Annotated in this window: 24 protein-coding genes and 1 pseudogene; 8 read left to right on the forward strand and 17 right to left on the reverse strand. The window is 67.0% G+C overall.

The genetic code is table 11. From position 1 onward, the window contains the following. Nucleotides 1-76 precede the first annotated feature (76 nt). From ACFQVD_RS39950 to ACFQVD_RS39960, 3 genes are all read right to left on the reverse strand, one after another. On the reverse strand, nt 77-718 hold the full coding sequence (locus ACFQVD_RS39950; RefSeq protein ID WP_343976836.1) for an MBL fold metallo-hydrolase: 642 nt from the start codon (nt 716-718) through the stop codon (nt 77-79). 75 nt (nt 719-793) lie between these two features. Then, a complete protein-coding gene (locus ACFQVD_RS39955) occupies nt 794-1,852 on the reverse strand; it encodes a transglycosylase SLT domain-containing protein (protein ID WP_343976833.1) in 1,059 nt (352 codons plus the stop codon). 23 nt (nt 1,853-1,875) lie between these two features. Beyond that, nucleotides 1,876-2,178, reverse strand: coding sequence for a hypothetical protein (locus ACFQVD_RS39960; protein WP_343976830.1), 303 nt, complete (start codon nt 2,176-2,178; stop codon nt 1,876-1,878). 95 nt (nt 2,179-2,273) lie between these two features. Between ACFQVD_RS39960 and ACFQVD_RS39965 the strand changes: the two are divergent. The 3 genes and pseudogenes from ACFQVD_RS39965 to ACFQVD_RS39975 all read left to right on the forward strand — a co-directional run. Further along, a pseudogene (locus ACFQVD_RS39965) lies at nt 2,274-2,525 on the forward strand (tRNA 2-thiouridine(34) synthase MnmA); the annotation flags it as partial. A gap of 90 nt (nt 2,526-2,615) precedes the next feature. After that, nucleotides 2,616-2,999: a YbaB/EbfC family nucleoid-associated protein gene (locus ACFQVD_RS39970; RefSeq protein WP_343976827.1), complete on the forward strand. Its 384-nt coding sequence runs from the start codon at nt 2,616-2,618 to the stop codon at nt 2,997-2,999. Nucleotides 3,000-3,271: 272 nt separating this feature from the next. Beyond that, complete coding sequence (locus tag ACFQVD_RS39975) at nt 3,272-3,658, forward strand: YbaB/EbfC family nucleoid-associated protein (protein ID WP_343976824.1); 387 nt, start codon at nt 3,272-3,274, stop codon at nt 3,656-3,658. 24 nt (nt 3,659-3,682) lie between these two features. Here the strand turns inward: ACFQVD_RS39975 and ACFQVD_RS39980 are convergent, their stop codons facing one another. From ACFQVD_RS39980 to eccCa, 4 genes are all read right to left on the reverse strand, one after another. Beyond that, on the reverse strand, nt 3,683-3,877 hold the full coding sequence (locus tag ACFQVD_RS39980) for a hypothetical protein (RefSeq protein WP_343976821.1): 195 nt from the start codon (nt 3,875-3,877) through the stop codon (nt 3,683-3,685). 77 nt (nt 3,878-3,954) lie between these two features. Further along, nucleotides 3,955-6,705 (reverse strand): WXG100-like domain-containing protein, encoded by a 2,751-nt coding sequence (locus ACFQVD_RS39985; protein ID WP_343976818.1) that lies wholly within the window; start codon nt 6,703-6,705, stop codon nt 3,955-3,957. A gap of 6 nt (nt 6,706-6,711) precedes the next feature. Beyond that, a complete protein-coding gene (locus ACFQVD_RS39990; protein ID WP_343976815.1) occupies nt 6,712-7,020 on the reverse strand; it encodes a hypothetical protein in 309 nt (102 codons plus the stop codon). A 214-nt stretch (nt 7,021-7,234) separates the two neighbouring features. Further along, nucleotides 7,235-11,233 carry a type VII secretion protein EccCa gene (gene eccCa / locus ACFQVD_RS39995; RefSeq protein WP_343976812.1) on the reverse strand — a complete coding sequence of 1,333 codons (3,999 nt, stop codon included), beginning with the start codon at nt 11,231-11,233 and terminating at the stop codon, nt 7,235-7,237. A 136-nt stretch (nt 11,234-11,369) separates the two neighbouring features. Between eccCa and eccD the strand changes: the two genes are divergently transcribed. Both eccD and ACFQVD_RS40005 read left to right on the forward strand, forming a co-directional pair. Then, nucleotides 11,370-12,815 (forward strand): type VII secretion integral membrane protein EccD, encoded by a 1,446-nt coding sequence (gene eccD / locus ACFQVD_RS40000; RefSeq protein ID WP_343976809.1) that lies wholly within the window; start codon nt 11,370-11,372, stop codon nt 12,813-12,815. A 124-nt stretch (nt 12,816-12,939) separates the two neighbouring features. After that, the gene (locus ACFQVD_RS40005) at nt 12,940-13,383 is read left to right on the forward strand and encodes a YbaB/EbfC family nucleoid-associated protein (protein WP_343976806.1); all 444 of its coding nucleotides are present in this window, start codon (nt 12,940-12,942) and stop codon (nt 13,381-13,383) included. 148 nt (nt 13,384-13,531) lie between these two features. Here ACFQVD_RS40005 and ACFQVD_RS40010 read toward each other — a convergent pair whose 3' ends face one another. From ACFQVD_RS40010 to ACFQVD_RS40035, 6 genes are all read right to left on the reverse strand, one after another. Further along, complete coding sequence (locus ACFQVD_RS40010; RefSeq protein ID WP_343976803.1) at nt 13,532-15,049, reverse strand: WXG100 family type VII secretion target; 1,518 nt, start codon at nt 15,047-15,049, stop codon at nt 13,532-13,534. Nucleotides 15,050-15,070: 21 nt separating this feature from the next. Beyond that, the gene (locus tag ACFQVD_RS40015) at nt 15,071-15,457 is read right to left on the reverse strand and encodes a hypothetical protein (RefSeq protein ID WP_343976800.1); all 387 of its coding nucleotides are present in this window, start codon (nt 15,455-15,457) and stop codon (nt 15,071-15,073) included. Next, nucleotides 15,454-16,845: a hypothetical protein gene (locus ACFQVD_RS40020; RefSeq protein WP_343976797.1), complete on the reverse strand. Its 1,392-nt coding sequence runs from the start codon at nt 16,843-16,845 to the stop codon at nt 15,454-15,456. The genes ACFQVD_RS40015 and ACFQVD_RS40020 overlap by 4 nt, the downstream gene beginning before the upstream one ends. A gap of 77 nt (nt 16,846-16,922) precedes the next feature. Beyond that, nucleotides 16,923-17,282 carry a hypothetical protein gene (locus tag ACFQVD_RS40025; protein WP_343976794.1) on the reverse strand — a complete coding sequence of 120 codons (360 nt, stop codon included), beginning with the start codon at nt 17,280-17,282 and terminating at the stop codon, nt 16,923-16,925. 73 nt (nt 17,283-17,355) lie between these two features. Continuing rightward, nucleotides 17,356-17,658, reverse strand: a complete 303-nt coding sequence (locus ACFQVD_RS40030) for a WXG100 family type VII secretion target (RefSeq protein ID WP_343976790.1) — start codon at nt 17,656-17,658, stop codon at nt 17,356-17,358. Between the two features lie 40 nt (nt 17,659-17,698). Continuing rightward, entirely contained in the window at nt 17,699-18,064 is a 366-nt protein-coding gene (locus tag ACFQVD_RS40035) for a WXG100 family type VII secretion target (protein WP_343976787.1), read from the reverse strand. Nucleotides 18,065-18,585: 521 nt separating this feature from the next. Between ACFQVD_RS40035 and ACFQVD_RS40040 the strand changes: the two genes are divergently transcribed. Together ACFQVD_RS40040 and ACFQVD_RS40045 are read left to right on the forward strand one after the other, a co-directional pair. Continuing rightward, nucleotides 18,586-19,566, forward strand: a complete 981-nt coding sequence (locus tag ACFQVD_RS40040) for a hypothetical protein (protein ID WP_343976784.1) — start codon at nt 18,586-18,588, stop codon at nt 19,564-19,566. Between the two features lie 38 nt (nt 19,567-19,604). Beyond that, entirely contained in the window at nt 19,605-20,423 is an 819-nt protein-coding gene (locus tag ACFQVD_RS40045) for a hypothetical protein (RefSeq protein WP_343976781.1), read from the forward strand. 160 nt (nt 20,424-20,583) lie between these two features. On the opposite strand, the gene ACFQVD_RS40050 is transcribed toward ACFQVD_RS40045, so the two are convergent. Together ACFQVD_RS40050 and ACFQVD_RS40055 are read right to left on the reverse strand one after the other, a co-directional pair. Then, nucleotides 20,584-21,285, reverse strand: a complete 702-nt coding sequence (locus tag ACFQVD_RS40050; RefSeq protein ID WP_343976778.1) for a hypothetical protein — start codon at nt 21,283-21,285, stop codon at nt 20,584-20,586. Nucleotides 21,286-21,309: 24 nt separating this feature from the next. Further along, a complete protein-coding gene (locus tag ACFQVD_RS40055; protein ID WP_343976775.1) occupies nt 21,310-21,609 on the reverse strand; it encodes a hypothetical protein in 300 nt (99 codons plus the stop codon). Nucleotides 21,610-21,768: 159 nt separating this feature from the next. Between ACFQVD_RS40055 and ACFQVD_RS40060 the strand changes: the two genes are divergently transcribed. Then, nucleotides 21,769-22,209, forward strand: coding sequence for a YbaB/EbfC family nucleoid-associated protein (locus ACFQVD_RS40060; protein ID WP_343976772.1), 441 nt, complete (start codon nt 21,769-21,771; stop codon nt 22,207-22,209). 117 nt (nt 22,210-22,326) lie between these two features. Here the strand turns inward: ACFQVD_RS40060 and eccB are convergent, their stop codons facing one another. Together eccB and ACFQVD_RS40070 are read right to left on the reverse strand one after the other, a co-directional pair. Next, nucleotides 22,327-23,772: a type VII secretion protein EccB gene (gene eccB, locus ACFQVD_RS40065; protein ID WP_343976769.1), complete on the reverse strand. Its 1,446-nt coding sequence runs from the start codon at nt 23,770-23,772 to the stop codon at nt 22,327-22,329. Between the two features lie 299 nt (nt 23,773-24,071). Next, nucleotides 24,072-26,096, reverse strand: coding sequence for a protein kinase domain-containing protein (locus ACFQVD_RS40070; RefSeq protein WP_386273692.1), 2,025 nt, complete (start codon nt 26,094-26,096; stop codon nt 24,072-24,074). Between the last annotated feature and the right edge of the window lie 190 nt (nt 26,097-26,286).

A 26,286-nucleotide genomic window follows, 5' to 3' on the forward strand; every position in this document is an offset into this window, starting at 1 on the left:
CCCGATACGGGCGGGCGTTCGACAGGCCGGGACATGCCCCACCCGGGCATGAGGTCGGCCCAGGTCAGGGCTCCGGTCAGGGCAGGGTGACCGACTCGCCGGGCTTGAGGCGGCGCATCTCGGCCTTCTGCCTCTCCGACTCCATCTCCAGCCACCTGTCGACCAGGCCGAGCCCGATGTCGTTGAGCAGGCCGTCGTGGGTGGAGAAGGCGCGGGCCGGGCGGACCAGGCGCAGGTACTCCACCATCTCCGCCAGCTTCATCCATGGCGCGTTGGTCGGCACCAGGAGCGTGGGCACCTCGACGCCCGGCGGGGTGAACGCGTCGCCAGGATAGAAGACCTCCTCGTCCACCAGGAAGCCGACATTGCGCACGATCGGCTGGTCCGGGTGGTTGGGGGCATGCCACTCGCCGACCACCCGCACCCCGAAGCCGGCCGTGTCGAACGCGTCGCCGTGCCGTACCACCTGGGTCTTCGCGGGGACGTCGGTCAGCGTGGCGGCCACGCCCTCGTTGGTCCAGATCTCCAGGGAGGGGTTGGCCTCGGCCGCCCGGCGCAGCCGGTCGGCGTCCACATGGTCGAAGTGCTCGTGGGTGATGAGCACGGTCTGGGCCCCGTCGAGCGCGGACTCCTCACTGAAGGAGCCCGGGTCGATCACGAGCGTGGAACCGTTCTTCTCCAGGCGAACACACGCGTGCCCGAATTTCGTGAGTCTCATTCCCTCACCCTAAGGGGCACGCCGATCTTCGCCGTGCCGCCGGTGGCCGGAGGGCCGCTCATGTTCGGTGAGGGGTCAGTACGGTTTGTAGCCGCCGCCATCGCTGAGGGAGGCGATGCCGGGATGACCGTCCAGGGAGCCGTAGCGGCTGATGGTGTAGCGGACACCGGCCATGATGTTGTGCACCGGGTTCCAGATGTCGTTGTAGCCGGGTTGCTTGTGCGCCTGGAACGTGGGGTCGATCGTCTGCATGAGTCCCTTGGACGGGATGCCTGCGGCGGCGTTGGAGTCCCAGTTGTTGATCGCCTGTGGGTTGCCGCCCGACTCGTGGAAGATGACCGTCCAGATCTTGTCGATGGTCGCCGGGTCGTCCGGGTTCACGGCCACGCCGTGGTCCCGCAGGATGGTGAGCGCCTCCTTGATCCACTCCACGACCTCCTCCTTCGGCGCGGGGACCCCGCCGCCCGAGGGCGCGCCGCCGTACCCGCCCGAGCCGTTGCCGCCGGAACCGTCGGGACCGCCGCCTTCGATCTGCGGCCGATAGCCGGGGGTCCGTTGCCAGCCGGAGGTGGGTATGGAGGAGTCACTGCCCGGTGACCTGATGAGAGCGAAGTGGGCAAGCTTGTCCTTCGCGTGTGTCTGCAGGGTGGTCAGGGCCTTGCCCACGGCTTCCTCGGCGGGTTTGACAGCCTCGCGAGCGTCGGAGACGGCCGTCGTGACCCATGGCCCGAAGGTCTTGTTGAGGTCTTCCTCCTCCGTGTCGGGGTTGTTCCTACGGTGGGTCTCCACCTGGTTGAGGAGGGTGGCGCAGATGCCGTTGACCTTCGAGCTCGCGTCCGTCAGTTTCGTGGCGACCTCTCCGATGGAGGCCGCGCAGTTGTTCAGTGCGTCGTGGAATCCGTCGCCGGCCTTGTCGTACATCTGCATGTAGGCACAGAAGGCATCCGCGGAGGCACCCTGCCAGGCGTGGTCCACGTCGAGCACCGTGGTCTTCAGATTGCCCATGAGCTCGTTCGCCCCATTCGCCGTCCCCCGCCAGCGGGTCATGACCGTGCGGATCACCGCCGGGGCGCCACTCACCTTTTCCCTGAGATCGGCGAGATCACTGCCGCCGGGCAGCTTGCCAAGAGCCACTGCGACATCGTCCAAGGCGGCCACTACCGCTCTCCGGGTCCGCTGGCGTCGTTCGCCCCCCTGACGTTGTTCTGCACCGTCTCCAGGGCGTGTTCGACGCCTCCGAGCTTCTCTCTGACCTGCTGGAGCTCCTCGTGGATCAACCCCTCAAGGGTGTCGACGAGACCGGCGAGCGCGGCGGATCCGGTGAGGTCGCCGTAGTCGGAGGTGTTGGACGGCGGGGCGGGGTGATCATCGCTGAGCTCGTCACGAATCCGGTTGGCCAGCTTTCCCACCTTCGTACGGCACCGTTCGAGCGCCTGAAAATGGAGATCGATGCCTTCCATATGACTCTCTCCTCCTCGGCGCCACCCCCGAACCGATCAAGATCGAGCATAGCGGAGACGGGCCTGCGCGAAAGGGCCACGTGACCTACACCTCCGACGGCGTGCTGAGCCGCAGCCCCGACGCGGGCAAGGACCAGTCGTACGTGCTGGGCGTGCTCACCAGGGAGCAGCTCGGCCATGCGATCTTCCCGCTGGGTGACTCCACCAAGGCCCAGGTCCGCGAGGAGGCCGCGCGGCGCGGGCTCATGGTGGCCGACAAACCCGACAGCCACGACATCTGCTTCATCGCCGACGGCGACACCAGGGGCTTCCTCGCCGACCGTCTCGGCACGGCGCCGGGTCCGGTCGTCCGTGGCCTGGACAGGGTGTCCGGCCACGTTCACCAGGTTCGATAAATAGTGGGCGACATACCTGGGGTTCTGGGTAGAAATGATCTCATGATGGACGAGTTCCGGCTCGTGATGGACGGGCTCACCAAGGAGTACAACCAGCAGGCCGAGCAGCTACGCGACATGTACGGCCGGCTCGATGAGCTGGCGGCGACCGCGTGCTCGGAGGACCGGATGGTGACCGTGACGGTGGGGCCGCGCGGCCAGGTGCGGGACATCGAACTCGATCCCCGGGTCTACCGCAGGCTGTCACCGCCGGAGCTGTCACGGTCGGTCATGGAGCAGATCGGTGTGGCGACGGCGGAGATCATGGAGCGGACCCGGGAGTTGATGGCCCCTTTCGCGCCGGAGGGTCTGCCCTATGAGGAGATATTCGGGGAGGGAGTGAGCTTCGAGTCGTTCCTCCCCCGGCCGGTGGATCCGCCGTCGTGACGCAAAGCATCGGAAATCGATCCGAGTGGACGGAGATCTTCGAGGAAAGGCAATGTCACGACGCCCCGCGGTCGTGCCGGGGCCTGTCCGGCGTTGGACAGATCCCTGCGTGGCCCTCTGCGGGCGGTGCCGCTCTGTTCCCGCAGGGATTTATCGCCGGGTGAGGGGAGCGATCCGAAGCGCTTAAGGCTGTTTTCCGGATAAAGAGGGGGGGATGTCTGGGATGGTGAATCTCTGTGGTCCATGCGGCTTGCGGGGAGTGACCGTCGGTGATGGATGAGTTTCGCGTCGCGTTCGAAGAGCTTGCCGAGGAGTACACCCGGCAGGCCGAACAGCTTCGGGAGATGTACGCCAAACTGGGGGAACTAACGGCGACCGCGCAGTCGGACGACCACATGGTGACTGTGACGGTGGGCTTGAACGGCCAGATACGGAGCATCGAGTTCGATCCCCGCGTTTACCGGAAGCTGTCGCCCTCCGAGTTGTCGCAGTCGATCATTGAGCAGATCGGACTGGCCGTCGGCGAGGTCTCGGAGCGGACGCGGGAGCTGATGGAACCATTCGCGCCGGAGGGCCTGCCGTTCGACGAGCTGTTCGGAGAGCAGGCGAGTTTTGAATCGTTCCTTCCCGCGAACCTGCCGTCGGAGGAGCGTAGGTGACGGCTGATACGGGGCAGGTCGAGATCAGTCCTCGACAGGGACGACCTTGACATAGCCGTTGCTCCAGAAGGTCAGGCCCTCGAACGCCTCCTGCGGGCTTGCCCGCCTGCTGCTCGACATGGTGTCGACCATGTCCTGGATATCGGGTGAGCTACCCGCCAACTTGCCCGCCTCCGTCAGCTCGATCGTCCCCAGGACCGTGTCGGTGTCTACCGTCACGACTTTCAGCATCCGTCTCGTCATAGTCGAAGTATCCGTTCCATGGTTGGTGTTGCTCCCTGGGGTTGTGATCCGGATCACTCCTCCCAGCTGAGAGGGTTTCTCTCGGGGCGTGTGATCACCTTGGGCACTACTCGTACGGGCATCGGCATCCTCGGCTCCGTCCCGACCGCGTTCCTCTCGATCATATTGAGCTGGGAGAGCATGTTGTTGTACCAGTCCAACCGTCCCCGCCGTTCGAACTCCGATCTCATCTTGGGATCTTTGAGCACCCGCTTGATGCCCTGGACGTCCTCCGGGCTGAGTGGGTTGGGCCTCCCGACGTAGATCTGGCGGGCACCGTCGGGTGTGAGCTCACCACGGACGAACTGAGTTCCGAATTCCCCTTTGGGAGCCCAGAATTTGGGGTCTTCGAACGAGAGGTTGTGGTCGATGCCGATGACCCCGAGCCTCTGGCCGGTGGGCGATCTCAGTTCCGGGTCAGAACTCAGAAACCAGTTGAAGGAGTGACGATCAGGGTTGGTGATCAGCACGTCGAGCAGACTGACGCGCATGCCGCTCCGCGTCAACTCGGGTCTCGTCGGCACCTCCTCATCTGGTAACGCCGCTCTGTGCTGCCCCTCCTTGAACTCCTGATAGACGACTCTGTCGTCGGCCCGGTAAACCCCGGGGACGTCGGCCCCCAAGGAGGTCCCCACTATCGCAGCCAGCACCTCGGCGTCTGCCTCCTGTGAGGTCGCCAGGACCTTTCGGATCATGTGGGAACCGTCGTTGAACGTCCATTTCTCTACCAGCACGGACCAGGTCGCCCTTACGCCGTCCGCCCCCCCGGTTTTGCCGCCCAGCAGTACGGGCTCTCCGGCGATGCCGGAATGGATTCCACGGTTCAGCCACGGCGGTACGCGGGGCTCTTGCTCCCTTGCCGCTGTCAATTCGGTGAGCAGTTCCGCCACCCGGGGCGACGCGGGACCGTCCCCATCGCGGTGAGGGCCATCCGCCCCTCTCGCAGCGGAGGCGTCGTCGTCCCGGGGACGCAGGCCTGCTGTCTTGTCGTCTTCCCGGGGGCGCAGATCTGCTGTCTTGTCGTCTTCCCGGGGGCGCAGCTGTGCTGTCTTGTCGTCCGGAGGAACGCCGTGACCCGAACCCGAGGATCGGGGAGGGTCCGCCGGGGGAGGTGCCCCGTCCCCGGGCCCTCGTGGTGGGACGGCGCCGGACGCGGCGGGATCGCGCGGGGGGGCCGCGTCGCGAGGCGCTGGGGCAGGGGCCTCGTGGGGCTTTGCGGAAGCCAAGGGGTCGCCTGCCAGGTGGGTGGCGACCTTCGGCGGCCCGGAAGGTGAATCCGGGTTGAGCATCCGATCGATGTAACTCGGCCCAGGGCGCTCCCCGGCCGGCGAGGGCGTCTCCGGGCGGGCGGCGACGAGAGTGTCCGGGCGGGCGGCGTTGGGGTGGGCTGTGGTGGGGGTGTCTGGGCGGGCGGCGTTGGGGTGGGCTGTGGTGGGGGTGTCTGGGCGGGCGGCGTTGGGGTGGGCTGTGGTGGGAATATCCGCTTGCGTTTTCGGGCGGACAGCGGGAGCCGCCTGTACCTCCGTGCCTCCGGGCGGGCGGGCGGTCATCCCCGTTTCATCGTGTGCCTGCCGGCCCTGTGGAGGTCCAGGCCTGTCTGCGGGCGGCACCGGATCGGGTCTCGCGATGCCCTGGAGTGTGGAGCCGCCCGCCGTCGAGTCGGCCGCGTCGGGATGGGGAAGGGGCCCTGCGGCGGCATCACTCTGACGGGGCGCGCCGGCAATCGGGTCGTTCCCGGCAAGGGCGGTTGCCAGGGGGGTGTCACCACCGGCGCCGTGACGATCACCAAGCGAGGTGAGGATCCCGTTCTCCGGGAAGCGGCCGGTCAGGGGGGCGAGGGGGTTGGCGCCCTGGTGACCGGTCGGGGCGATGAGGTGGCCGTCGGCGCCTCCGAGGAAGCCCGCGCTGGCGCTCTTGGCAAGAGTCTCCCAGCTCAGCTGGCCGCTCGCGGCCAGCATCGGCATGCTGGCGAAGGTATTGGCCGTCATGCTCTGCGTCGCCATGCCCAGCGCCGACTGGTCCAGGAGGGCGGCGGCCTTCTCCCTCCACGTCATCGCGATGCGCTCCACCGTCTCGCTCGCGATGCGTGATCCGCCCAGCTTGCTGATCGCCACACCGAACCCGGTGAACGCCAACCCCGCCAGCGCGCCACCTGCCAGCGACATGCCGGTCTTCATCCAGTCCCAGTCCTCCCGCCGCCCGCCGGCCACCTGCACGGTCTGGATGAGCCCGTCCATCCCGACCATCACCCCGCCGAACAGCGCGATGTTGCGCAGCAATCTCATGGCGATCTGCCGCACGGTCATCTGCGTCAACCTGCACGCCATGGGGATGAGGCTCAGCGACCGCCCGAACGACGGTGCGGCCAGGTAGACGAAGTAGGTGATCTGCGCCGCCAGCAGGAACAGGGACAGCAGGATCATGTACTTCGCGTACTCGATCTCCAGGCCTACCGCGTTGAGTTGTTTACCGGCTTTCTCGCAGGCCTCTTTCAGACGGGGCAGTATGAACGGCTCGGTCGTGGTGAACGTCTTCCAGTATTCTTCGAAGGCGTCGGAAGCCGATCCGTCCATGTACATTCGTATGTCGCGGCAGGTGGTGTTGCCGTCCTCGATCAGGGCCGTGATCGTCGCGGCGATCTCCCGATAGGCGTCGGACAGGCGGAAACAGCCTTCCTCATCGCCTTTCGGCCAGTCCATTCCGACGATCCAGCCCACGTAGGGCCGCACGATCGGAGGAACCAGTGCCTCAAGGTGGCGGTCCATCTCGGGTCACGGCCTTATCGTGCTCTGCCGCTCGGCTTCCTCGTATCGTGTCGCCACCAGGTCGAGTCCGGTCCTGAGCTCGTACAACGCCTTGGCCGCCTCGTCCAGTCGTTGGAGGACGGCTTCCATGAGCGGCAGATAACCTTTCTCGAACTGTTTGCCGAAGTGGTCGTCGCCCCAGGGTGAGCCCGCGGCGGCCAGCGTGGTTTTAAGCGAGCCTCTGGCGTCTTCGAGTGTCCTGCCGTGAGCGGTGAAGTCGGGGCTTCTCAGCCGGATGGCCTGTGGGTACACCTCGTAGCCGTTGTGGGTCGCCATCCAGCTCCGTTCACGTACTTAGCCTGATTAATCGGATTTCGCATGATGTGTCTGCGAATGAGGGGCTTTCGGGCAGGGATGGCGCCGTTCGCCCAAAACATGATCTATGAAGATGGGCTCTATGTCATCACGAAAGACCGTGTTTTAAAATAAATGCATATCTGTGGTACGGCGATCAGTCTGCCACGGACCGAGGCCGGCCGGCCTCGGTCCGTCAGCCGGTTTCCGGAGGCGCCTGAGGCGGCATGAAGGCGGTCTGCGTGAGGCGTGCGCCGTACTTCCTGTCGACGAAGTAGCCCCGGCCCGGCGGGAGCGGATGTGGCCGCACGTTGCCGAACAGGAAGCCCTCGTCCTTGTTGCCCGACAGGATCACGGCGGGGCTGGCCATGTCCTTCATCCGCTGGATGATCGGGTCGTACATCGCCCGCCCGACGCCGCCCATCGCACGCGACATGATCAGGTGCAGCCCGATGTCACGGGCCTGCGGCAGTAGCTCCGCCAGCGGTTGCAGCGGATTGGACGAGGTCGCGACGAGGTCGTAGTCGTCGACGACGATGTACAGATCCGAACCCTGCCACCAGTTTCTCGCCCGGAGCTGTTCGGGCGTGAGGTCGGCCGGAGGAAGCCGCTTGAGCAGCGCGCTGCGCACGTCGTTGATCAGTTCGAGCGCCGCCGCGCTGGAGGCGGCGTAGCCGATGCGGTGCTCGGTGACGGCGGAGTCCAGTAGCGACCGCCGGTAGTCGATCACGATCATCCTGGCCTCGTACGGCGTGTGCCGGGCGACCACGCTCTCGCAGATCAGGCGCAGCAGGTTGGACTTCCCGCTCTCGGTGTCCCCCACCACGATGAAGTGCGGGTCGGTGTCGAAGTCGAGGATGACGGGCATCAGGGTGGCCTCGTCGATGCCGACCGGGATCCGGCCTGGACCGGTCTGTGTCGCGTCGGGCAGTGTCTCGGCGGGCAACACCGGCGGCAGCAGTCGCACGCCGGGGGCGGAGGGGCCCTGCCAGGCGTCTCTGATCGCGTGGACGAGCGCGCGCCCGCCGACGGACAGGTCGTCGGCCTTCCGGACGCCGTCGATCCGGGGGAGCGCGGACAGGAAGTGCAGTCCCTCCTTGGTGAGCCCGCGGCCCGGTATGCCCTCGGGCACGGCCAGCGCCGACTTGCGGTTGACCTCCGACTCGTAGGCGTCACCGAGCTTGAGCTCCACCCGGGTGCCGAACAGATCCCGGATGCCCGGACGGAACTCCGACCACTTGTTGGTGGAGGCCACGACGTGGATGCCGTAGCCGAGCCCGCGCGCGGCCAGGTCGGTGATGATGGGCTCGAGTGTCTCGAAGTCCTGCCTGATGGTCAGCCAGCCGTCGACCACCAGGAAGACGTCGCCGTACCCGTCACCCTCGATCGTGCCGTCGGCGAGCTGCCTGCGATAGGTGATGATCGAGTCGATCCCCTGCTCGGTGAAGTCGCGTTCTCGCTGTTCGAGGAGGGTGGCGATCTCGGCGACCGTGCGGCGGACGCGATCGCCGTCGAGACGGCTGGCGACCCCGCCCACGTGGGGGAGCCCCTCCAGCGAGGCAAGGGAGCCGCCGCCGAAGTCCAGACAGTAGAACTGCACCTCGCGCGCGGTGTGCATGAGTGCCATGCTGGTGACCAGCGTGCGCAGCACCGTGCTCTTGCCGCTCTGTGTTCCTCCGGCGACGCCGACGTGACCGGTGGCGCCCGACATGTCCAGCCAGTACGGATCACTACGCTGCTCGAACGGCTTGTCGATGAGGCCCACGACGGCGTGTAGCCGGCCCCGGCCTCCCCACCCGGTCGTGCTGAGCCCGAACTCCGGCGTGACCGACAGCGGCGGGAGCAGGTGAGCGAGGGTCGGTGGGTCACCCAGCGGGGGCAGCCAGATCCGGTGGGCGGGCGGCCCTTGGCCGTTCAGCCTGTTCACCACGACGTCCAGCAGGCTGACCAAGCTCCGGTCGGCCGGTCCGTCCGCCGCAGGCAGCTCCTTCCTGGGCTCTTCCACGACGGGGACCGGAACGAACTCCGGACCGTACTCCACGACCTGCCGCACGGGTCCCTGCCCGTCCGGCGTCGCCACGTTATGGGGATCCACCTGGTAGGGCCCGGACACGTAGGCGGCCTTGAACCGGGTCATCCCGGTGGTGTCGAACTTGAGATAGGCGTTGCCCGGAGCGGACGGCAGTTCGTAGGCGTCGGCGACGCCGAGCACGACCCGGCTCTCCATCGCCGAGAAGGTGCGCAGGCCGACCCGGTAGGACAGGTGGGTGTCCAGGCCGCGCAGCCGTCCCTCCTCCAGGCGCTGGGAGGCCAGTAGGAGGTGGACACCGAGGGAGCGGCCGAGCCGGCCGATCATCACGAACAGCTCGATGAACTCGGGCTTGGCCGAGAGCAGCTCGCTGAACTCGTCGATCACCACGAACAGGGTGGGCATCGGCTTCAGGTCGACGCCCTGCTCGCGGGCGCGCTCGTAGTCGCGCAGAGAGGCGTAGTTGCCGGCGGCGCGCAGCAACTCCTGGCGCCGGACCATCTCCCCGTGCAGGGCGTCGTACATGCGGTCGACGAGTGGCAGCTCGTCCTCGAGGTTGGTGATGACCGCCGAGACGTGGGACAGGGTGTCGAGGCCGAGGAAGGTGGCGCCGCCCTTGAAGTCGACCAGGACGAAGTTCAGGATCTCCGACGAGTGGGTGATCGCCAGACCGAGCACCAGAGTCCGCAGCAGTTCGCTCTTGCCCGAGCCGGTGGCGCCGATGACCAGGCCGTGCGGGCCCATGCCGCCCTGCGCCGACTCCTTGATGTCGAGTTCGACCAGGCGCCCGTCCACGCCGAGACCGATCGGCACCCGCAGCCGGTTGCGGCCGGCCCGGGGGCGCCACGCCACTGACGCGTCGAGGCGGGTCGGGTCACCGACGCCGAGCAGGTCTGTCAGGGATGTGTTCATCGCGAGCACGTCCTGCGTCTCCCCTCCCTTGGCGGTCGACACCCGCAGGGGGGCGAGCTGCCGTGCCAGACCTTCGAGCCGCAGGAAGTCCAGCTGGTCGGGATCACCGAGGCGGGTCGAGCTCTCCTTGCCCGCGTGATCGATCTTGATCATGTGGAAGCCGTCCGGCTGGATGTCCAGCCGGAGGGTGCTCTTCTCCTCGATCGGCCCCGCCGATTCGGACAGGTCGATCACGGTGACGCCCTGGATGGCATCGGTGCCGAGCTGGGAGTCATGCGGCACGTGGCCACCGTCGATGATCAGCACGTGGTACGGCAGGGCGTCGGAGGAGGCGCCGGGCTTGAACCGTGCGCGTTCCTTCAGCTCCGAGCCGAGCATCCGGTCGAGCTCGCCGAGATCCTCGGCCATCAGCCGCACCTGGCCGGCGGCGTCGGTCTCTTCCGGGTGCAGCGTGTGGGGCAGCCACTTGGCCCAGTCCCACTGGGGCATCCACTCCTTGCTCGCGCACACCATGATCCGCATGTCGTCCGGGGAGTGGAACACGGCCATCTGGGCGATCATCGCCCGCACGAGCTCACGTACGGCCGGCGGGTCACCCGTCAGTTTGATCCGCGCGAAGGAGTGCAGGGCCACGGCCACCGGCAGCCCGGCCACCGTCGAGTGCGCCCGGACGAATCTCCGTAGCGCACCGGCCGACAGGGCGTCCAGGTCCTCAACCGGTTTGGAGTCGGGTGGGATCAGTTGGATGGCGAGCTTCTGCACACCCGTGCCGAGCCGTACCGTGCCGAAGTCGTCGTCGCGGGGCCGCCGTTCCCACAGGCGCTGGCTCATGGCGACCCACCACAGGGAGTCGGGGGCGGGGCCGCTCCATTCGAGGGCCTCGCGCTGCTGTACGGCAGCACGCCGTACCTTCTTGCGGACCTGGGAGAGGTAGCGGAAGTAGTCGCGGCGCAGGCCGTTCAGCCGCTGCTTGCGCTCACCGGACTGGCGGCCTATCTGGCCCAGCGTCATTCCCATCATGGACACGGCGAACAGGCCACTCGCCACGTACATGATCGGATTGGAATTGCCGCCGGCGGTGAACATCAGGCCCATCGCGGCGCCGCCCGCGATCATAGGCAGGTAGGTCAGCACTGCCATGAAGCCCTGCGACTGGACCTCGGGGATCTCGGGCGGTGATTCGAGCAGGATCTCACCCCGGGGAGGTTTGGGTGCTGGACGGCGCTCCGGGCGCCGTACGATGACGATGCTCATCCTGGAACCGTCCCCTTGATCGTTTGCGCTACTTCCTACCAGAAAACGGCTATGTGAGGCTGTAGCGCATGATCCCAATCTCCTCGATACCGTATCCCTGATGTCCGCGATGTCTGTGGTAAGAGGGAGTACGACTGTGAGGTCGCTGGCTCAACCGCCCGCTCAGGGGCCGATGCCACAGGGCGCGCTGGCACAGTTCGCCGCGCCGCTGCCGGCGCTGTGTCATGTCACGATCGTGGCTCCCAGCAGAAAGGTCGACCTGGCGCTGCCCGCGGACATCCCGCTGCCCCACGTGCTGCCGAGCCTGCTGCGCGCGGTGGGCGAGGTCGGAGGCGACTCGGCGTCGGCCCCCGGGTGGGTGCTGCAGCGGCCAGGCGGCACCCCGCTCGACATCGGACAGAGCCTCGGAACCCTGGGCGTGCTCGACGGCGAGGTGCTCTACCTCCGGCCGCTCGAGGCCGTGCTGCCTCCGGCCATGTTCGACGACGTGGCCGACGTGGTCGCCACGGGTGTCTCGGAGGGGCCGGGGAAATGGAGTGACAGGCACACCCGCCTGGTGGGGGTGGGGATCGCGACGGCCGTTCTCGTCACCGGGTCGGCCGCCCTGGCGCTGGCGGGGCCTCCGTGGGTGGTCTCCGCCGTGCTGGCCGGGGTGTTCGCGGTCCTTCTGATCGTCGCGGGCACCGTGCTGTCCCGGGCCATGGGCGACTCGGGGGCGGGCGCGCTGATCGGTTATGCGGCGCTGCCGTACGGCTTCTTCGCCGGGTTCATGGCGCCGGCGAGCGCCGGGGGAGCGTTCGGCTTCAGCGCGCCGAACCTGCTCGCCGCCTTCGCCTGCGTCGGCCTTGTGGCCACCATCAGTGTGATCGCGATCGCCGACGGCGTACCGGGCTTCCTCGGCACCGCGATCGCCTCGATGACCGGATCGGTGAGCGCCGCCGTCGTGATGGTCTCCGGGGCCTCCCCTTCGGGAGTCGCGGCGATGACCATCGCGATCCTGCTGGCCTTCAGCCCGCTGATCCCGATGCTGTCGTTCCGGCTCGCCCGTCTGCCGATGCCCACGATGCCGACCAGCGCCGAGGAACTGCGCAACGACAACGAGCAGATCGACGGCGCCTCCGTCCGGGAGCGCACCCTCCACGCGCAGCGCTACGCGACCGGGCTGGTCGCAGGGACGGGCATGGTGGCGCTGGCCGCCCTGGTGTGTCTCGCGATGGGCGACGGCTGGGCCGCCGTGGCCACCGCGCTGACGCTGTCGCTGACGCTCATCATGCGGGCCCGTGTCTTCCACGGGCTCGGCCAGCGGCTCTGGCTGCTGATCTCCGGTGCCGCGGGGATCGTCATTCTCATGATCTCGAAGGTCGCCGGTGCGGGCGGCGTCGCGGCGATCGCCGCGGTGATGGGGATGCTGTTCATCGCGCTGCTCTCGGCGGGCATCGGTCTGTGGCTGCCGTACGGGAGGCCCTCCCCGTTCTGGGGACGCGCGGGGGACATCCTGGAACTCCTGCTGATCGTCGCACTGTTCCCGCTCGCCCTGGGCGTGCTGGACGTCTACTCCTGGGTGCGCGGCCTGGCCGGCTGAGCGGCCGACACGGCGAGTGGATTGCTTGCGTATCCACCGCGAGGCTAGGTTGTTGCGAAAATGGCTACATGTGCCTTTGGGCGGATATGCGGCCGGGCGGCCGCGGGAGAAAACGGGACAGCCGATGACGGAGCTCGGGAATTTCGCGAACATTGACATCGACAAGCTGCTAAAGAGCACCGACGGTTACCTGGCCCGCATGGAGAGCGTCCGGAAAAGCATGGCCACGCTGGTCGGGCACGCGCAGGACGAAGACGGCCTGGTCAGAGTGGAGTACGCAGGCGACGGGCTGCGTGAACTCGAACTCCATCCCAAGGCGATGCGCCTGAGCTCGAGCGAGCTCTCCGAAAAGATCAAGGAGGCCGTCCGGGACGCGGCCCAGGATCTCCAGAAGCAGACGGGCGAGGTCATGGAGGGGGCGTTCGGCGAGGAGGGCAACCCCATGAAATACATGAACGACCCCGACGCGGTACTGGACCAGGTCAGGGAGATGGAGACGGCCTACAATCGCACCTTCGAGGATGTGATGGGCGAACTCGACCGCATCAGCCGCCGCCTCGACCTCTGAGCAGGTAGACCGTCGTGGCGCTGCAATCGTCGGCCGAACTCGCAGTCGCCCTCAACCTCACCGGGATCCCCTGGCCGGCGTCCGACGAGGAACCGCCTGCTCCTGGCCGGTAGCTCGCCGAGGCGCTGCCCCTCCTGGCGCACGCCGATCACTCGTGGCCGATGAGGGGAGAGATCGTCTGATGCTGGGAGGTCCACACGTCGCCCTCCGGTGCGTAGACCGTCCGGTCGCGCTCCTGCTCCCCCTCGCCGGTGGCGCCGGCGCCCGGCATGAACGGCATGAACGAGGAGCCCGCCGTGCTCGTGCCCGCCCGCAGAACGCCCGTCTCGCTCATGTGCGCCCCGACGGACCCCTGACCGCCGAACACGATGCCGGGGGGACGGACACCACCCATGCCCTCCTGGACAGGACTGATCATCCCGTTGGGGTTGAGTGTGTTGGGGCCGACCCCGGTGAGGGCGCGGCTGTCGAAGGGGTTGGTCAGCGTGCTCGGCCCGGTCTGGCCGTTCGTGCCGGGGCTTGCGGTCCAGGGGTTCTGGTAGGCGTTGGCCAGCTCGGTCTGCTGGGACGGATCGTCCATCGCGCCGATGACGGGCGGCACCTCCTGCCCCGTCCCGTCCTCCCCGCCGGGACCGGTGGTCCCGTCGCCCTGCTCGTCCGGCTCGCCTTGACCGTCCGGCTCGCCCTGGCCGTCCGGCTCTCCGGATTCGCCGGGGGCGTCCGGCTCGTCCGAGCCCTCCGGCCCGCCGGGCTCGCCGGGGCTGTCCGAGCCACCTGGCCCGCTCGTTCCGCCGGGGCCGTTCGTGCCGCTCGTTCCGCCGGAGCCGTCCTGACCCGGGGACCCGCCGGACGTGTTGTAGCCGCCGTTCCACGTCCCGTCGGAGCGCGTGTCAGGCGCACCGGAACCGCCTACGGTGACCGGCGGAGCCTTGCGCTCCGGGGCGAAGTCGATCGGCTCGATGGTGGGGAAATCGAAGGCCAGTCCCTCGGCGAGGGTGGTGTTTATCTCGACGATCTCCTCGTTGAAGGCGCGTAGATGGGCCCGGGCCGGTTCGTTCGGGTCGAGGGGTGGCGTACCCGTGCTGCCGGAGTGGTCGCGCGGGATACCCGTGTTGCCACCTCCGGCGCCCTCCGAGGGATTCTGGCTCGGGATACCCGTGTTGCCGCCTCCGGCGCCCCCTTGGGAGCTGCCGGAGTAGTCGCGCGGGATACCCGTGTTGCCACCTCCGGCGCCCTCCGAGGGATTCTGGCTCGGGGTCAGGGGGAGGGGCGGCACCGTGTCGCGGTAGTGCCTGAGCCGCAGCGCGTACCAGGAAAGCGGCGCGCCGGTCGCCAGCATCGCGTCGCCGAGTGCTCCCGCGGTGGCATGGAGTTGGCGGAGTGCGGTCTGCACCTTGGCCGCACCGTCGCCGCTCCACGCGTCCGCCAGTTCCCTGGCCGCACTGGTGATCGTGGCCTGGATCCCGAACTCGGATGCGCCGTTACCTCCCGACTTGCCGCCGAGCAGTTCGGAGCAGGCGAGAAAGGCATTCCCCGCCTGCTCCAACCGGTCCGGGTTGGTGGCGTCGAACTTCGCCTTGATATCGTCCCTTGTGAGCGGCCCCTCGTCGATGCCGTGCAGATTCGCGTGGACCTTGATCGGTTCCCAGCCGCGGTTGGATCCCATGGTGACACCCCCGCCATAACCTCACGCGCTGCTGGCGTCGTGACTCTTTTCGTAATTTTTGACGGCCTTCTCGATCGCCACGACCAGAGCCTCGTACTGTTCGAGCAATGCCTGATATTTTCCGGTCAGTACCCGGTAGCCCTGCGTGACGTTCTGGCCGAAGTAGTCGGCCGCCTTCCATTTGCCGGTATCGGCGGGACCCACCTGGGGGCCGAACCAGTCGCGGTAACCCCCCTGATCCATGGAGCCCTTCAGCGTGTCGACCTCATGTCTCAGCGCCTCGGCGATCTTCTTGATCCGGGCATGATCGGCGTTGGGACCGCCGTTCGCGGGCGCCCCGTCAAGTCCCGGCCAGTTCTTCTCGAGTTCAAGCTCGGGAGCCGGTGTGCCGAGATCCTCGCTACTCATGCCTTACCTTTCGGTGCCCCGTTGATGAAGGGCGACGTCACCGGACGGTCGCTCATGAACAGGTCCTCGTCCTCCAGCAACCACGTGGACCGTTCACGCTCCTCGTCGTCCTCGCGACCGGCCCCGCTGTGCGGGACGAGGGGCATCATCGACCCGGTGCCCGCGCTGAGGGCACGTGCGGTACCCGCGCCCCTGAAGTCGCCTCCCGCCCCGATGCCTCCGTAGCCGACCCCTCCGCCTACCGAGGCGGAGTACCCGGAGCCGCTGCCCGGGGAACTCTGCTGGCCGGCGAAGTCGGGCACGTGCGAGTTGTAGCCGGCCAGTCTGGTGTCGTTTCCGGGATCCCCGGATGAACCGCCGTCCTTGCCCGTGCCGTTGGTCCCCGAGCCGTCGGGGTAGCCGCCGTTGACGCCGGTCCCGTTCAGGCCGGTCCCGTTCAGATCGGTTCCGTTCAGGCCGGGGACGTTCCAGCCTGGCCCGTTCGCGCCGGAGCCGTTCCAAACGGGCGCGTTGACCCCCGGGACGCCGAAACCGTCACCGTTCAGGCCGTCGAGACCGGAACCGGGCACGGTGAAGTCGTTCCCGGCGGTCAGGTCGTATGCCGGGACTCCGCCCGGGACTTGCCCAGCACCGCCACCGGGTGGGTAGGTGCCTACCGGGAGAGCACCGGGGGGGAGGTAGGGGTTGGGCATGGAGAATTCCGGGGTGTCGGTCCTGACCGAGTCCGGAAACGCCTCATTGTTCTGGGCGGTGGCCGCGGTCAGCTTCTTCAGGTATTTCTTGGCTGCCTTCAGTTCCTGTTCCTCTTTCGAGTCGCCGAACAGGTTCTGGAAAGGGCCGTCGGTGAACAGCGTCGTGACGCCTCCGACGACCGCGCCACTCACGCCCCCGATGACCGCTCCGGGCACGCCGCCGAATATCGCGCCTCCGGTGAGGCCGATCGTCCCGCCCTGTGCGGCCCCTTCGAGAAAGGAGACGTCCCGGTCCACGCTGTCCGGCTGGTCACCCCTGAACGCCTTCAGCGTGGAGCTGTACATCTCCAGGGCCGGGGCGATCCCCTTGGGTGGGAAGGGGCCCGTCTTGCCCGGCGGATTGGGTGTCACGATCGCGTCGACCACGCTCTGCGCCGACTCGCGGAGCCGCCGGAGCTGGGCCTTCACCATCTTGGCGTCCTCGCCGGCGGTCCACTTCTTGTCGAAGGAGTCGAGGTGCCGGTCGAGACAGGCGATCAGGGTCTTCAGGTTGGCCATCACCGACCTGAACTCTCCCGCCGCGCTCTGGATCAGCTCCGGCTTGACCTTGTCGAATGCGTCCTTCAGCAAGTCCAGCGTGATGACGGCCTCGGATGTGCTGATCTCTGTTTTGATCGGCGTCTCTCTGACAACCATGAGCCCTCACCCGTCTTCTTGAGCCGACCTGCCGTCTGTTCCGCCGCACATGGGGACCATGCCGGTCAGGCCCAGACCTAGACCTGCGCCTGACCGGCGTGGGCCGCTCCCGCGCCTTCGGCGTTTTCGAGGTTCGTGACCGCCGTCTTGAGCAGCGTGATCGCGTGTTCGAGCTGAAGTGTGATCTCGAGGTAGGCGCCGCTGACCGCGAGATCGGCATTACGGAAGCTCGTGTGGTAGCCCTGCGCGGCAGGCCAGAAGCCACCGACCGCCTCGGAATCGTGACTCAGTTGCCGGACGGCGCCGCCCTCGGGGAAGGCGGGTGTCTCCGTGCCCTTGTCCCAGCCGGGATTCAACAGCTTGAGCACTTCTTCGAGGTCCGCCTTGGCGTTGTTGACGGCCTGGTGACTGACTTCGACTCCACCGTCGCGACCCATTCGCAAACACCCCGTTCACGGTCACGTCTCACACCCTCTAGTGGCCGAGAGGGCTGCACAGGTGTGCCTTCGATCACCTGCCGTCGAACATGGCGGTGTTGATCCGCTCAACGTCCTGCATGTTCATCCTGGTGATGTTGATGTTCTTGGCCATCATCGACACGATGTCGGCCAGCCCCTTCGCCTCGGTCTGCCAGGTCGCCCGAGTGACGTTGTACGCCTCCCGCGCGCCGCCCTCCCAGATCGCGGTCTTCTGGTTGAGCTTGGTCTCCAGGTCTTCGAGCTCGCCGACCAGGCTGTTGAAGGCCGACTGGAAGGCGCTTTCGCCCAGGTCCAGCCCGCTGAAGTTGACCTTGGTGACGTCGAAGTCATCCATCACGGTCTCCGTTCGTTCTCGAAGGGCAGGTTGAGAGGACTTACCTGTTGAAGCTGGCCGGCGCGGCGGCGTTGATGAGGCCTTCGAGCTTGCTGATCTCGGCTGTCGCCGCCTCGTTGAACGCCCTGTAGTTCTTGTTGTTGGCCTGGATGCTCCGTGCGAGGTTCTGGAGACTCTCCAGGATGACGTCGATGCGGTCGTGCCAGAGCAGGTGGACCTTGTTGAAGGCGTGATGTGACTGGCCCTGCCAGTTGACGCGCAGCTCGGCGCCCGCCGTGTCCAGGTTCCTCTGGATGGCGCGGATTCTCTCCGCGGCGTCTCCGATCCAGTTGATGGCGTCCTGGAGATCTTGCTCTTTTACCTGTGCCTGCTGCGCCACGGTCACCTCCACGTGATCTGCTCGCACTCGCCCGCCCTTGGACGGTCAGGCAATGACGACAGAGAACCACACTAGCGATCAAGCGTCACACCGCCCACGGGTGATCAAGTTAATATTTGATTGCAATTGTATATATATTTAGTATATGTGCAGCTCGCTAGGAACTGCAGCTATCATTGATGTTCGGGGTTTATGTCGGAAATGTGAACTAAAGTCCGTATTGAGGTCGCCCGTTTAATCGGAGGGATGTCGCGGCGAGGGTGACGATCGCACCGGTGGCCGAGGAGGGAGATCCATCTTCTGCATGGATGTTCCCTTACGAAGTGGCTGGTGGGGGATCGCCCTGTACGGAGGCCGAACAACTGACGTAGTCTGCGTGGTCGACGCGATCAGCTTTCACGGGGCTCATTCCCGTGGTGGAGGTCCTTGTGGCTGACTCTTCCGCTTCCTCTGGAAATAATCCCTACGGCTTTCCCGGGGGTTTTCCGACCCAGAGCACGACGAAACCCGGCGTCGTCGACCCGCGTCTTATGGACTCCGAGTTCAAGATGAACCATGACAAGGTCCAGGGCCTGGGCGACAGCATGGGGAAACGTGCCGGGTTCATGACGGATCTCAGCGGCAAGACCAAGGCCATCAATATGCACATGCTCACCTTCGGCGTCATCGGTGGAGGTCTGAATGTGGTGCACGATCAGGTGCGTGACGGTGCCGCCGATGCCCTGGAAAAGGCCAGAGAGGTGTTGGAGTCCTGGAAAGTGGCGCTCTCCAGCGCCGCGAAGAACGCCAAAGAAGCCGAAAAGGCCGGAGAGGGCGGCGGGGATCCGGAGGAAACCCCGCCCGGCGGGGGCGGTCCCTCGTTCGACCCGTCGAAACTGGGTGGCCTGGGGGCCGGCGAGACCCCCTCGTTCGACCCCGAGCTGGGAGGTCTCGACAACGAGCTCCCCGGCTCCGGCGACCTTCCCGAGACCCCCGGGATCGACGACCTTTCTAAGCCCCCCGGGATCGACGACCTCCCCGAGACCCCTGGCCTCGGTCAGGGCCAGGACGGGACGGGGGCGGCGGGCAACGTCAATCCGCCTGATCTGAACGGTCTCGACCAGAACAGGCCGGGTACCGGCACGTTGGAGGACCCGCTCAGAACTCAGCTCGCCGGGTACGACCCGAAGACGGCCGTGGCGGATGCTCTGTCCAACACACCCAGAATGCCGGGAACGACGGATCTCCGGTCGCCCGGACTGGAAGGTCTGTCCGCGGGACAGCGGGGCCTCGACGGAGGGAGCGGCACGGGCGGAGGCACCTATGCGGGAGGTGCCGCCGGGGGCGCGAACGCCGGCGGCCTCACCGGTCAGGGCGCCGGCCTGGGACGGGGCCTGGGTTCCAGCGGCATGCCCATGATGCCGATGGCCCCCATGGCCGGAGGGGTGGGCGGCGAAGGCGACAAGGACCGTGAACGCTCCACATGGCTCGCTGTGGAAGAGGACATCTGGGGCGGCGACGGTGACGTCGCGCCTTCTGTGATCGAGTAGGGCGGGTTGTCGTAATAATGCACGTCGATGGTTCTGTCATGTACGGATCTGCAATCGCCCTGGCCACAAGGGCGTCGGTCGTCATGCCATACGCGCGGCCCCTCGTGGTGATCATGGGAACGATGGTCTCCGACCCGGCCGAGATGGAGAGAGCCGCGGCGCAGTGGCGCGAAAAGTCACCCGTCGGCGTCACGCCGCTCTTTGCTCCTTCTTCGTCCCTCTTCACAACCGAGACCAGGGAATGGCACCCTCCGATGGCCGCACCGGATAACGTGGCGGACGGCGATATCGCTTTTATCCGTCAGGAGCTGGGGAAACTGGCGAAGGCGGTCGGCAGCAACCAGGAGTGGGCGGGCCAGTCCTACAACACATTCATGGAGAACTTCAATAAGTTCGACCAAGAGCTGGCGTTACTTGATGATCGCCGTAAAGGTATGGGAGACAGCCTTGACTCGGCGGCATCGCTCTTCTATGTGGGTGCCGTGGTCTGCCTGTCCTTGGCAACGATTCTGATGGGATTGGCGACCTATGTTATGTCCGCTCGCTCCAGTGCCGTTGCCGCACTGCCCGCAGAGGCTACGGCGGTAGAAATCGTGGCCAGTCTTTCGAAATTCGCGACAGGGCTGGTGAGCACCCTTCGTAAGGGAGTTTGGAAGTTCACCGCGATTCTCACCGCCGTGGCCATTCTCGTCCAGCAGCAGACTCAGAAACTGCCCGGCGTGCAGGCCATCCAGGGAGAGACGCCCAGCTTCACCCAGGCCCTCAAGTACGACTCGACCACAGGAGGGCTGACTCCTCCTACCCCCGAAATGCCCAAGACGGAGCAACCTTCACTTCTCCCCGAGTTCGGCTGGTAGCCGCCGCCGGGGGCGGGGGCCTGGCCGGTCCGCAGACCGTCCGGGCGGGCCGGGCACCGTCGCGGCCGACCCCGTGGGCACCGTGCCGCGGTAAGCCGCCGCCGCCCGCCTTCCCCCTGTCGTGCGGGGCCGGCGGGCGCGCGGGCCGTGGCCGCCGAGGTCAGGTGGTGGCCGGGGGGGCCTGGTACGGCGCGGGGATGTCGCGCTTGGGGGCCACCCACTGGGAGGGAGGCTTCGTGTCGATCACGGCCTGCTGGAAGTCGATCTTGAGACCGCCGGTCGGCTTGATGTTGAACAGATCGCCCATCGACTTGAGAAGGGTGACCAGGGTGTCGCCCGACAGCTGGAGGTGGGTCAGGAGAAGCCCCGTCATCTTGGCGAGAAGCACCTGCTCGGTGATGGCGAGCTTGGTCATCAACTCCTGCGCCTTGAGCCCCCACGGCGTGAGTCTCAGTGCGCTGGTGGTCAGGGCGAAGAGAAGGGCCACGCCGGCGATCTTGACGACTCCCAGCCAATAGTCGTAGTAGGCGCCGCGCACCTTGTCGAGCTGGCCTTCCACGTTGTAACAGATGCCGCTGAGCCTCTGCAGTTCGCCGCTGAACACCGCGGTCGCGTGCAGGAAGGCCTCCGCGTCTTCGGCGATCCAGTTTCCACGGGACAGGAAGACCGCGTTGCCGACCATGTTGGGGTACTTCACCTCAAGGTCCTTGGCGAGGCCGTTCCAGTTCGCCTTGGCGTCACCCATGCCCGGGACGTTGGCCAGTGCCGGGGTGACGACGGCTATCGCGAACCAGAGTCGAGGGTCCAGCTTGGCGGCGGCCTTGAGCCTGTCGAGAGCCACCGTGGCCAGGGCGAAGGTCATGCCTTCCCCTCCTCTTCTCGGTTGTCACCTGTAGACGACGGTGCTGGCGTCCTCTGCGGCACGCCAGTTCTTCTTGATGGTCTCCAGGGCGGCGATCCAGGCCTCGACGGAGGTGATGGCGTCCTCGACCATGTTCTTGATGTCGTCCTGCGTCTGGCTGTACTTGCTGCCCGTCAGCGCGCCGATCAGCCCGAATCCGGGAAAGCCCACATCGGTGGAGTCGATGTCACTTTTGAGCTCCCTGAGGCCCGGTATCACTTTCTCGCCGAGGTTCCGCTGGATGTTCCCGATGCTGGAGGAGGTGACGTACTTGTCCTGGGCCATGTCCTGACTCTCCTCCGGTCCGTATCACGCTCGACGTCAAGCCAGGTGTTACCGGCTCATGGTGTGCCGTTAGCACTGACAGGACGGTATCGGTTAATTTCTTCCGTGTCAGGAGCGGTTTGGGTTATTTTTGATCACACAGGGTTCGATGGAGGGTGTATGATATTTGATCCCGATAATTTCGACCTGGAAGACCTGGAAAGAATCGGCAGGGAAGCCGAGAAGGCGATGGAGCGTCTTGCCAACGTCCAGGGGGAGCTTGAGGGGATCCGCGGCACGGGAACGGGCGCGGACGGCCTGATCAGTGTGATCACCAACGGATCCGGCCATCTGGAGAAGATCGAACTCAACCCGCGTGTGATGCGCCTGGACAGCCATGCCCTCGCCGACGAGCTGACGAAGGCGTTTCGCGAGTCCCAGGAGGACGGCGAGCGCCAGGCACGTGAGCTGCTGGGCGGGGCGCTGGGAGAGGACATGCAGCTCCCGCGGGAGCCGTTCGACTTCACCAAGACGGAGCAGCAGCTGACACAGGCCTACGACTCCTTCGCCCGCTCCATGGAGGAGCGCATGGGGGGAGCCGGGCGGCCGGACCGCGGCTGAGCGGAGGCCGTCCGGCCCGCGCGTCCGGTGCTCGCGCCCTCTCCGGGCCGAGGCCGGACGTGAGCGCCGGACACGTGGGTCGGACGGTCCGTGACGCTCCGCCCGGCCGCACCGCGACTATCCCTGAGAGCGGGCCGGTGCCGGTCTGCTGACCTGTATGGGCGTGCTCGCGGCCGCGGCGTCGAGCGTCGGCCCCTCCGGGATCAGCTTCACCAGGTGTGCCGGGAGCGGAGCGACCTCCGCAAGGGTGTAGCCGAGGCTCGTCAGCGCCTCCGAGGACGGCAGGGAGTGCCGCCGCCCCTGATCGCCGATCAGGAAGAGCGGCCCGACCGCGTCCAGCCTGCCGTTTCCCGGCAGCAGTCCCACCAGGGCGCCGCGCCCCGGGGGGAGCACCACCTGATCCACCACGTCCTGATTGAACCACCCCTTCGGGGGTGGGGGAATCCGCATCGTGCTGCCCACCGTCAGGACCGCCTGGGTCGAACCGCGTTCGGTGTCGGGATAGACGGCGCAGAGCGGGCTCGCCGAGGGCGACGGGATGATCTTCGGCATGGTCGTGGGAAGCCCGCTTACGCCCAGCTGGGTCTTCGACTCCTTCATCCCGTTCGCGATCGCGGGAGCCATGTCGGCGGGCAGGGGCTGTTTCCGGCCGTACGCCTGCTTGATGGCGGGATCCTCCAGCAGCAGGGCGGCCTGGGCGGGGGTGAGGTCCGCCAGCCCGTCGGCGAGCAGGACGTACCACTTCGGGGGTCCTTCGGTCACCGATGGCACCTTGAACACCATGCCGACCGCGGACTTCCTGCCGTCGGGGCCACGCACCGTGCGGCCGAGGCCCTGGATGGACGGGCTCTGGAAGTCGGGCCCGACGGGCAGCGCGTTGAGCCATGCGGCGGGGACCTGGCGGGGCTTTTCCTGGGACAGCGCCCGCATGCTCTTGGCCGGTACGCGCATCCGCTGGTTCGACCAGAGCAGCCAGGCCTGCCCCCCTTCTTCGACCAGGATGCCCGCGCCCGGCTCGATCGGCCCGCCGCCCACGTCGAGGCCGCCGATCAGCGTGGTGTACGGCTTGCGCTCACCGTTGGTGTCCGCGGCCTCCAGCACGCAGGCCGACCAGGGGGTGCGGACCAGGTTGTCGTGGGCGGGCAGGGACTTGGGCGCACCCGGAATGCCCACCAGTACGCCGCGCTGGAACTGTGCGAGCGAAGCCGCGGTGACCGAGTTGACCTTCACCTCCGACTCGCCCAGCAGCAACCGGGCGGAGGTCATGTTGTCGACGGGGATCATCTTCCCCTGTGGGGCGCTGTAGATGAAGATCGCGCCTGATTCCTCCTCTATGATCACGACCCCTGGATCGGTGAGCCCGGTACCGTTGCCGGGACTCAGTAGTCCCAGCACGCCGAAGACGGCCGTCACCAGCACTGCGACCAGCACGCTGCCGAACATCGCCACGTTGTGCCTGCGCATCGGCGACTCGGGAAGGTCTGGTTCGCCCTGTAGGAGGGCCATTCCCAGGCGCTGGGTCATCAGCTTGTACGCCTGGTAAAGATCGCGACGGGTCTGCATTACACCTCCGCCTCGCCGGGTGCGCGGTAGTCCACAGCATAGAAGCGTGATCACCGAACGGCCTCGTGGGAGCACGGGGCGAACGGCGGCCGTCCGCCAAGTCTCCGATCATCGAAAGCCTGTTGAACAGGCAAGACGAGCGCGTGGATCGGTCGAGACGGAGTGACGGGAAACATCACGGGACGATCGTTGACCGAGGAGGCCTGACCAGCCGGGGCTGAGCCCGCCGAGCGGAGGCTCCCGGCCGAGAGCCGGAATGGACCCGGGGGACGGCCGAGGAATCGGCCGTCCCCCGGATGTCATCCGCAGTTGGCCCAGTCGGCGCCTGTGCTGCCGCCCGGTCCACCGCCGCTGAAGCGGACGCACTTGCCCTTGGCGGAGAGGATGACCGGTCCGGCGTAGTACTCGTAGTTGCCCCGGTCGGTCCTGCTTCCGCCGCCCTGGACCTCCAGGGTGGCCCAGATGGAGGTGGCGGTGCCCACATTCGCGCTTTTCATGGTGACCACGCAGTTGGAGCCGGCGGAGGCGTTGTAGAGCTGGTAGGTGGTTCCGCCGCTGAAGGAGTCGGAGCGCTGCACGTAGTAGCCCGATCCGCAGACCTGCTGCGGGGTGTAGGGGTTGGGACGCGAAGCCGGCGGGGTCGACTTCGGCGCGGGGGCGGTCGTCTGCGCGGCCTTAGCGGGTTGTGAGGGTTTGGTTGATGTCGGTGCCTGCGAGGGTTTGGTCGGTTCTTGTGAGGGTTTGGCTGATGTCGGTTCTTGTGAGGGTTTGGTCGATGTCGGTGTCTGCGAAGGCTTCTGTGTCGGGCTCGCCTTCCGCGTCGTCGTTGTGGGTCTGGGCGCCGGTTTGGCGGTCGGTTCGGCGGTCGGCTTGGCGGCCCGGGTGTTCCCGGATGTTTTCTTGGGTCTGGCCGTGGGCGGTGCCTTGGGGTCGGCTTTCCGCGGGGCCGCCGGCGCGGTGGTGGCCGGGAGCGCCGGCAACGGAATCGACGGTGGGGTGACGGGCGAGGTCGGTGCCGGGGCAGGGGACGTCGCCGCCGGGTCCTCAATGTTCAGCCGCAGCGGTCTGACGTCCGGGACCTGCGGCTCCGTCGTGGTCCCCCAGGGGACGGTCACCTTGCCCGCCGACATGTCCTCGCCGCCCTGCCCGTCTCCCGGCGGCAGGCCACGTCCCTGGCCCGGCGACGCTGAGAGGACATTGGAAACCTCTCCCCCGGCGGCCGTTCGTCCCATGGGGCCAAGAGAGGTGTAGCTTTCGACGGCCCACAGTCCGAGTCCGGACAGCAGGGCGACCACGCCGACGCAGGCGGCCAGTATGAGGGGAAAGCCACCGGCCTTCTGCCGTTCCCGGATGGGCGCGGCATCGGGCGGCGCGACCGCGCCCGCCGGAGGCGTGCTTCCCGGGAGTACCGGTGGCCCCCAGCGCGGCCGCGCCGGTGCGTCCGCTACGGCCGCGGGAACGGCTCCGTCCGGGGAGTTCCGCTCCGGCCCGGAGTCGGCCGTACGGTCGCCCTCGTCGGGGGTGAGGGCCGCCGACTCCTGGCCGAGTAGGCGGAGCATGGCGGCTTTGGTGTCGGGGCGTTCGTAGGGGTGTTTGTCGAGGCAGGCGGTGAGGAGGGCGACGAGTTCTGGGGTGAGGCCGCCGAGGTTGGCCGGGCCTTTCAGTACCCTGTCGATCTCCCCGCCGAAGGGTGGTTGCCCGGTGGCGGCGTAGACGATGGTGGTGGCCCAGGAGAAGAGGTCGGCGGGTCTGCCGGGTTGGGGTGGGGTGTTCGGGGAGGGTTCTGTTTCCGCGTTGAGGGTCTCGGGGGCGCGGTAGTCGGGTTCGGGGGCGGTGATGCCGAGGCCGATGTCGCAGACGCGGGGTCCGTCGGGGCCGAGGATGACGGTGTCGGGGCTGAGGGAGCCGTGGGTGAGTCCGGCCAGGTGGATGGCGGTGAGCGCGGTGAGGGTGCTGACGGCCAGTCGTTCGAGTGCGTCGCCGTTCAGGGGGCCGTCGGTGGTGACGGTCTGGCGCAGGGAGTGGCCTTCGGCGTGTTCGCGCACGATGTAGGGGCGATCGTCGGACCAGCCGGCTTCGATGAGTTTGACGGTGTGGGCGCCGGAGACGCGTTTGGCGGCGTACAGGGTGTTGGTGATCTGCTCGCGGGTTTGGGGGTCGGCTCCGGGGTGGGGGGTGAGCAGGCGGATGACGCGGAGGGTGTCGTCATCGGGGAGGTGGCCCAGGTAGACGGTCTGCTGGGGGTCCTGGCCGAGTCGCCCGACGAGGATGTGAACGCCTACGCGTTCTGGATCCTCTGGCAGTAACGGATTCAAATCCCCCATTGCATTCCTTCCACCTCAACTACCGAACAAGTGTTACTACCGGACGATCAAGCAACATATAACCAAACCCATCCCATTGGGATGGCTGGTTTCAGATGGCAGTTCCGATTCGAATCGGTTGCGATCCCTGCTCACCCCTCAGCAAGAATGTCCGGACAACGGAGAAGGCCACCTCCCCGTACGAGGGAGG

The organism is Streptosporangium amethystogenes subsp. fukuiense, from assembly GCF_042665875.1.
GTDB lineage: Bacteria > Actinomycetota > Actinomycetes > Streptosporangiales > Streptosporangiaceae > Streptosporangium > Streptosporangium fukuiense.

Coding starts and splice junctions, on each gene's coding strand:
- ACFQVD_RS39950 (WP_343976836.1), bottom strand. CDS start 718: ATGAGACTCACGAAATTCGGGCACGCGTGTGTTCGCCTGGAGAAGAAC.
- ACFQVD_RS39960 (WP_343976830.1), bottom strand. CDS start 2,178: ATGGAAGGCATCGATCTCCATTTTCAGGCGCTCGAACGGTGCCGTACG.
- ACFQVD_RS39970 (WP_343976827.1), top strand. CDS start 2,616: ATGATGGACGAGTTCCGGCTCGTGATGGACGGGCTCACCAAGGAGTAC.
- ACFQVD_RS39975 (WP_343976824.1), top strand. CDS start 3,272: ATGGATGAGTTTCGCGTCGCGTTCGAAGAGCTTGCCGAGGAGTACACC.
- ACFQVD_RS39985 (WP_343976818.1), bottom strand. CDS start 6,705: ATGGACCGCCACCTTGAGGCACTGGTTCCTCCGATCGTGCGGCCCTAC.
- ACFQVD_RS39990 (WP_343976815.1), bottom strand. CDS start 7,020: ATGGCGACCCACAACGGCTACGAGGTGTACCCACAGGCCATCCGGCTG.
- eccCa (WP_343976812.1), bottom strand. CDS start 11,233: ATGAGCATCGTCATCGTACGGCGCCCGGAGCGCCGTCCAGCACCCAAA.
- ACFQVD_RS40005 (WP_343976806.1), top strand. CDS start 12,940: ATGACGGAGCTCGGGAATTTCGCGAACATTGACATCGACAAGCTGCTA.
- ACFQVD_RS40010 (WP_343976803.1), bottom strand. CDS start 15,049: ATGGGATCCAACCGCGGCTGGGAACCGATCAAGGTCCACGCGAATCTG.
- ACFQVD_RS40015 (WP_343976800.1), bottom strand. CDS start 15,457: ATGAGTAGCGAGGATCTCGGCACACCGGCTCCCGAGCTTGAACTCGAG.
- ACFQVD_RS40020 (WP_343976797.1), bottom strand. CDS start 16,845: ATGGTTGTCAGAGAGACGCCGATCAAAACAGAGATCAGCACATCCGAG.
- ACFQVD_RS40025 (WP_343976794.1), bottom strand. CDS start 17,282: ATGGGTCGCGACGGTGGAGTCGAAGTCAGTCACCAGGCCGTCAACAAC.
- ACFQVD_RS40030 (WP_343976790.1), bottom strand. CDS start 17,658: ATGGATGACTTCGACGTCACCAAGGTCAACTTCAGCGGGCTGGACCTG.
- ACFQVD_RS40040 (WP_343976784.1), top strand. CDS start 18,586: ATGAACCATGACAAGGTCCAGGGCCTGGGCGACAGCATGGGGAAACGT.
- ACFQVD_RS40045 (WP_343976781.1), top strand. CDS start 19,605: ATGTACGGATCTGCAATCGCCCTGGCCACAAGGGCGTCGGTCGTCATG.
- ACFQVD_RS40050 (WP_343976778.1), bottom strand. CDS start 21,285: ATGACCTTCGCCCTGGCCACGGTGGCTCTCGACAGGCTCAAGGCCGCC.
- ACFQVD_RS40055 (WP_343976775.1), bottom strand. CDS start 21,609: ATGGCCCAGGACAAGTACGTCACCTCCTCCAGCATCGGGAACATCCAG.
- ACFQVD_RS40060 (WP_343976772.1), top strand. CDS start 21,769: ATGATATTTGATCCCGATAATTTCGACCTGGAAGACCTGGAAAGAATC.
- eccB (WP_343976769.1), bottom strand. CDS start 23,772: ATGCAGACCCGTCGCGATCTTTACCAGGCGTACAAGCTGATGACCCAG.
- ACFQVD_RS40070 (WP_386273692.1), bottom strand. CDS start 26,096: ATGGGGGATTTGAATCCGTTACTGCCAGAGGATCCAGAACGCGTAGGC.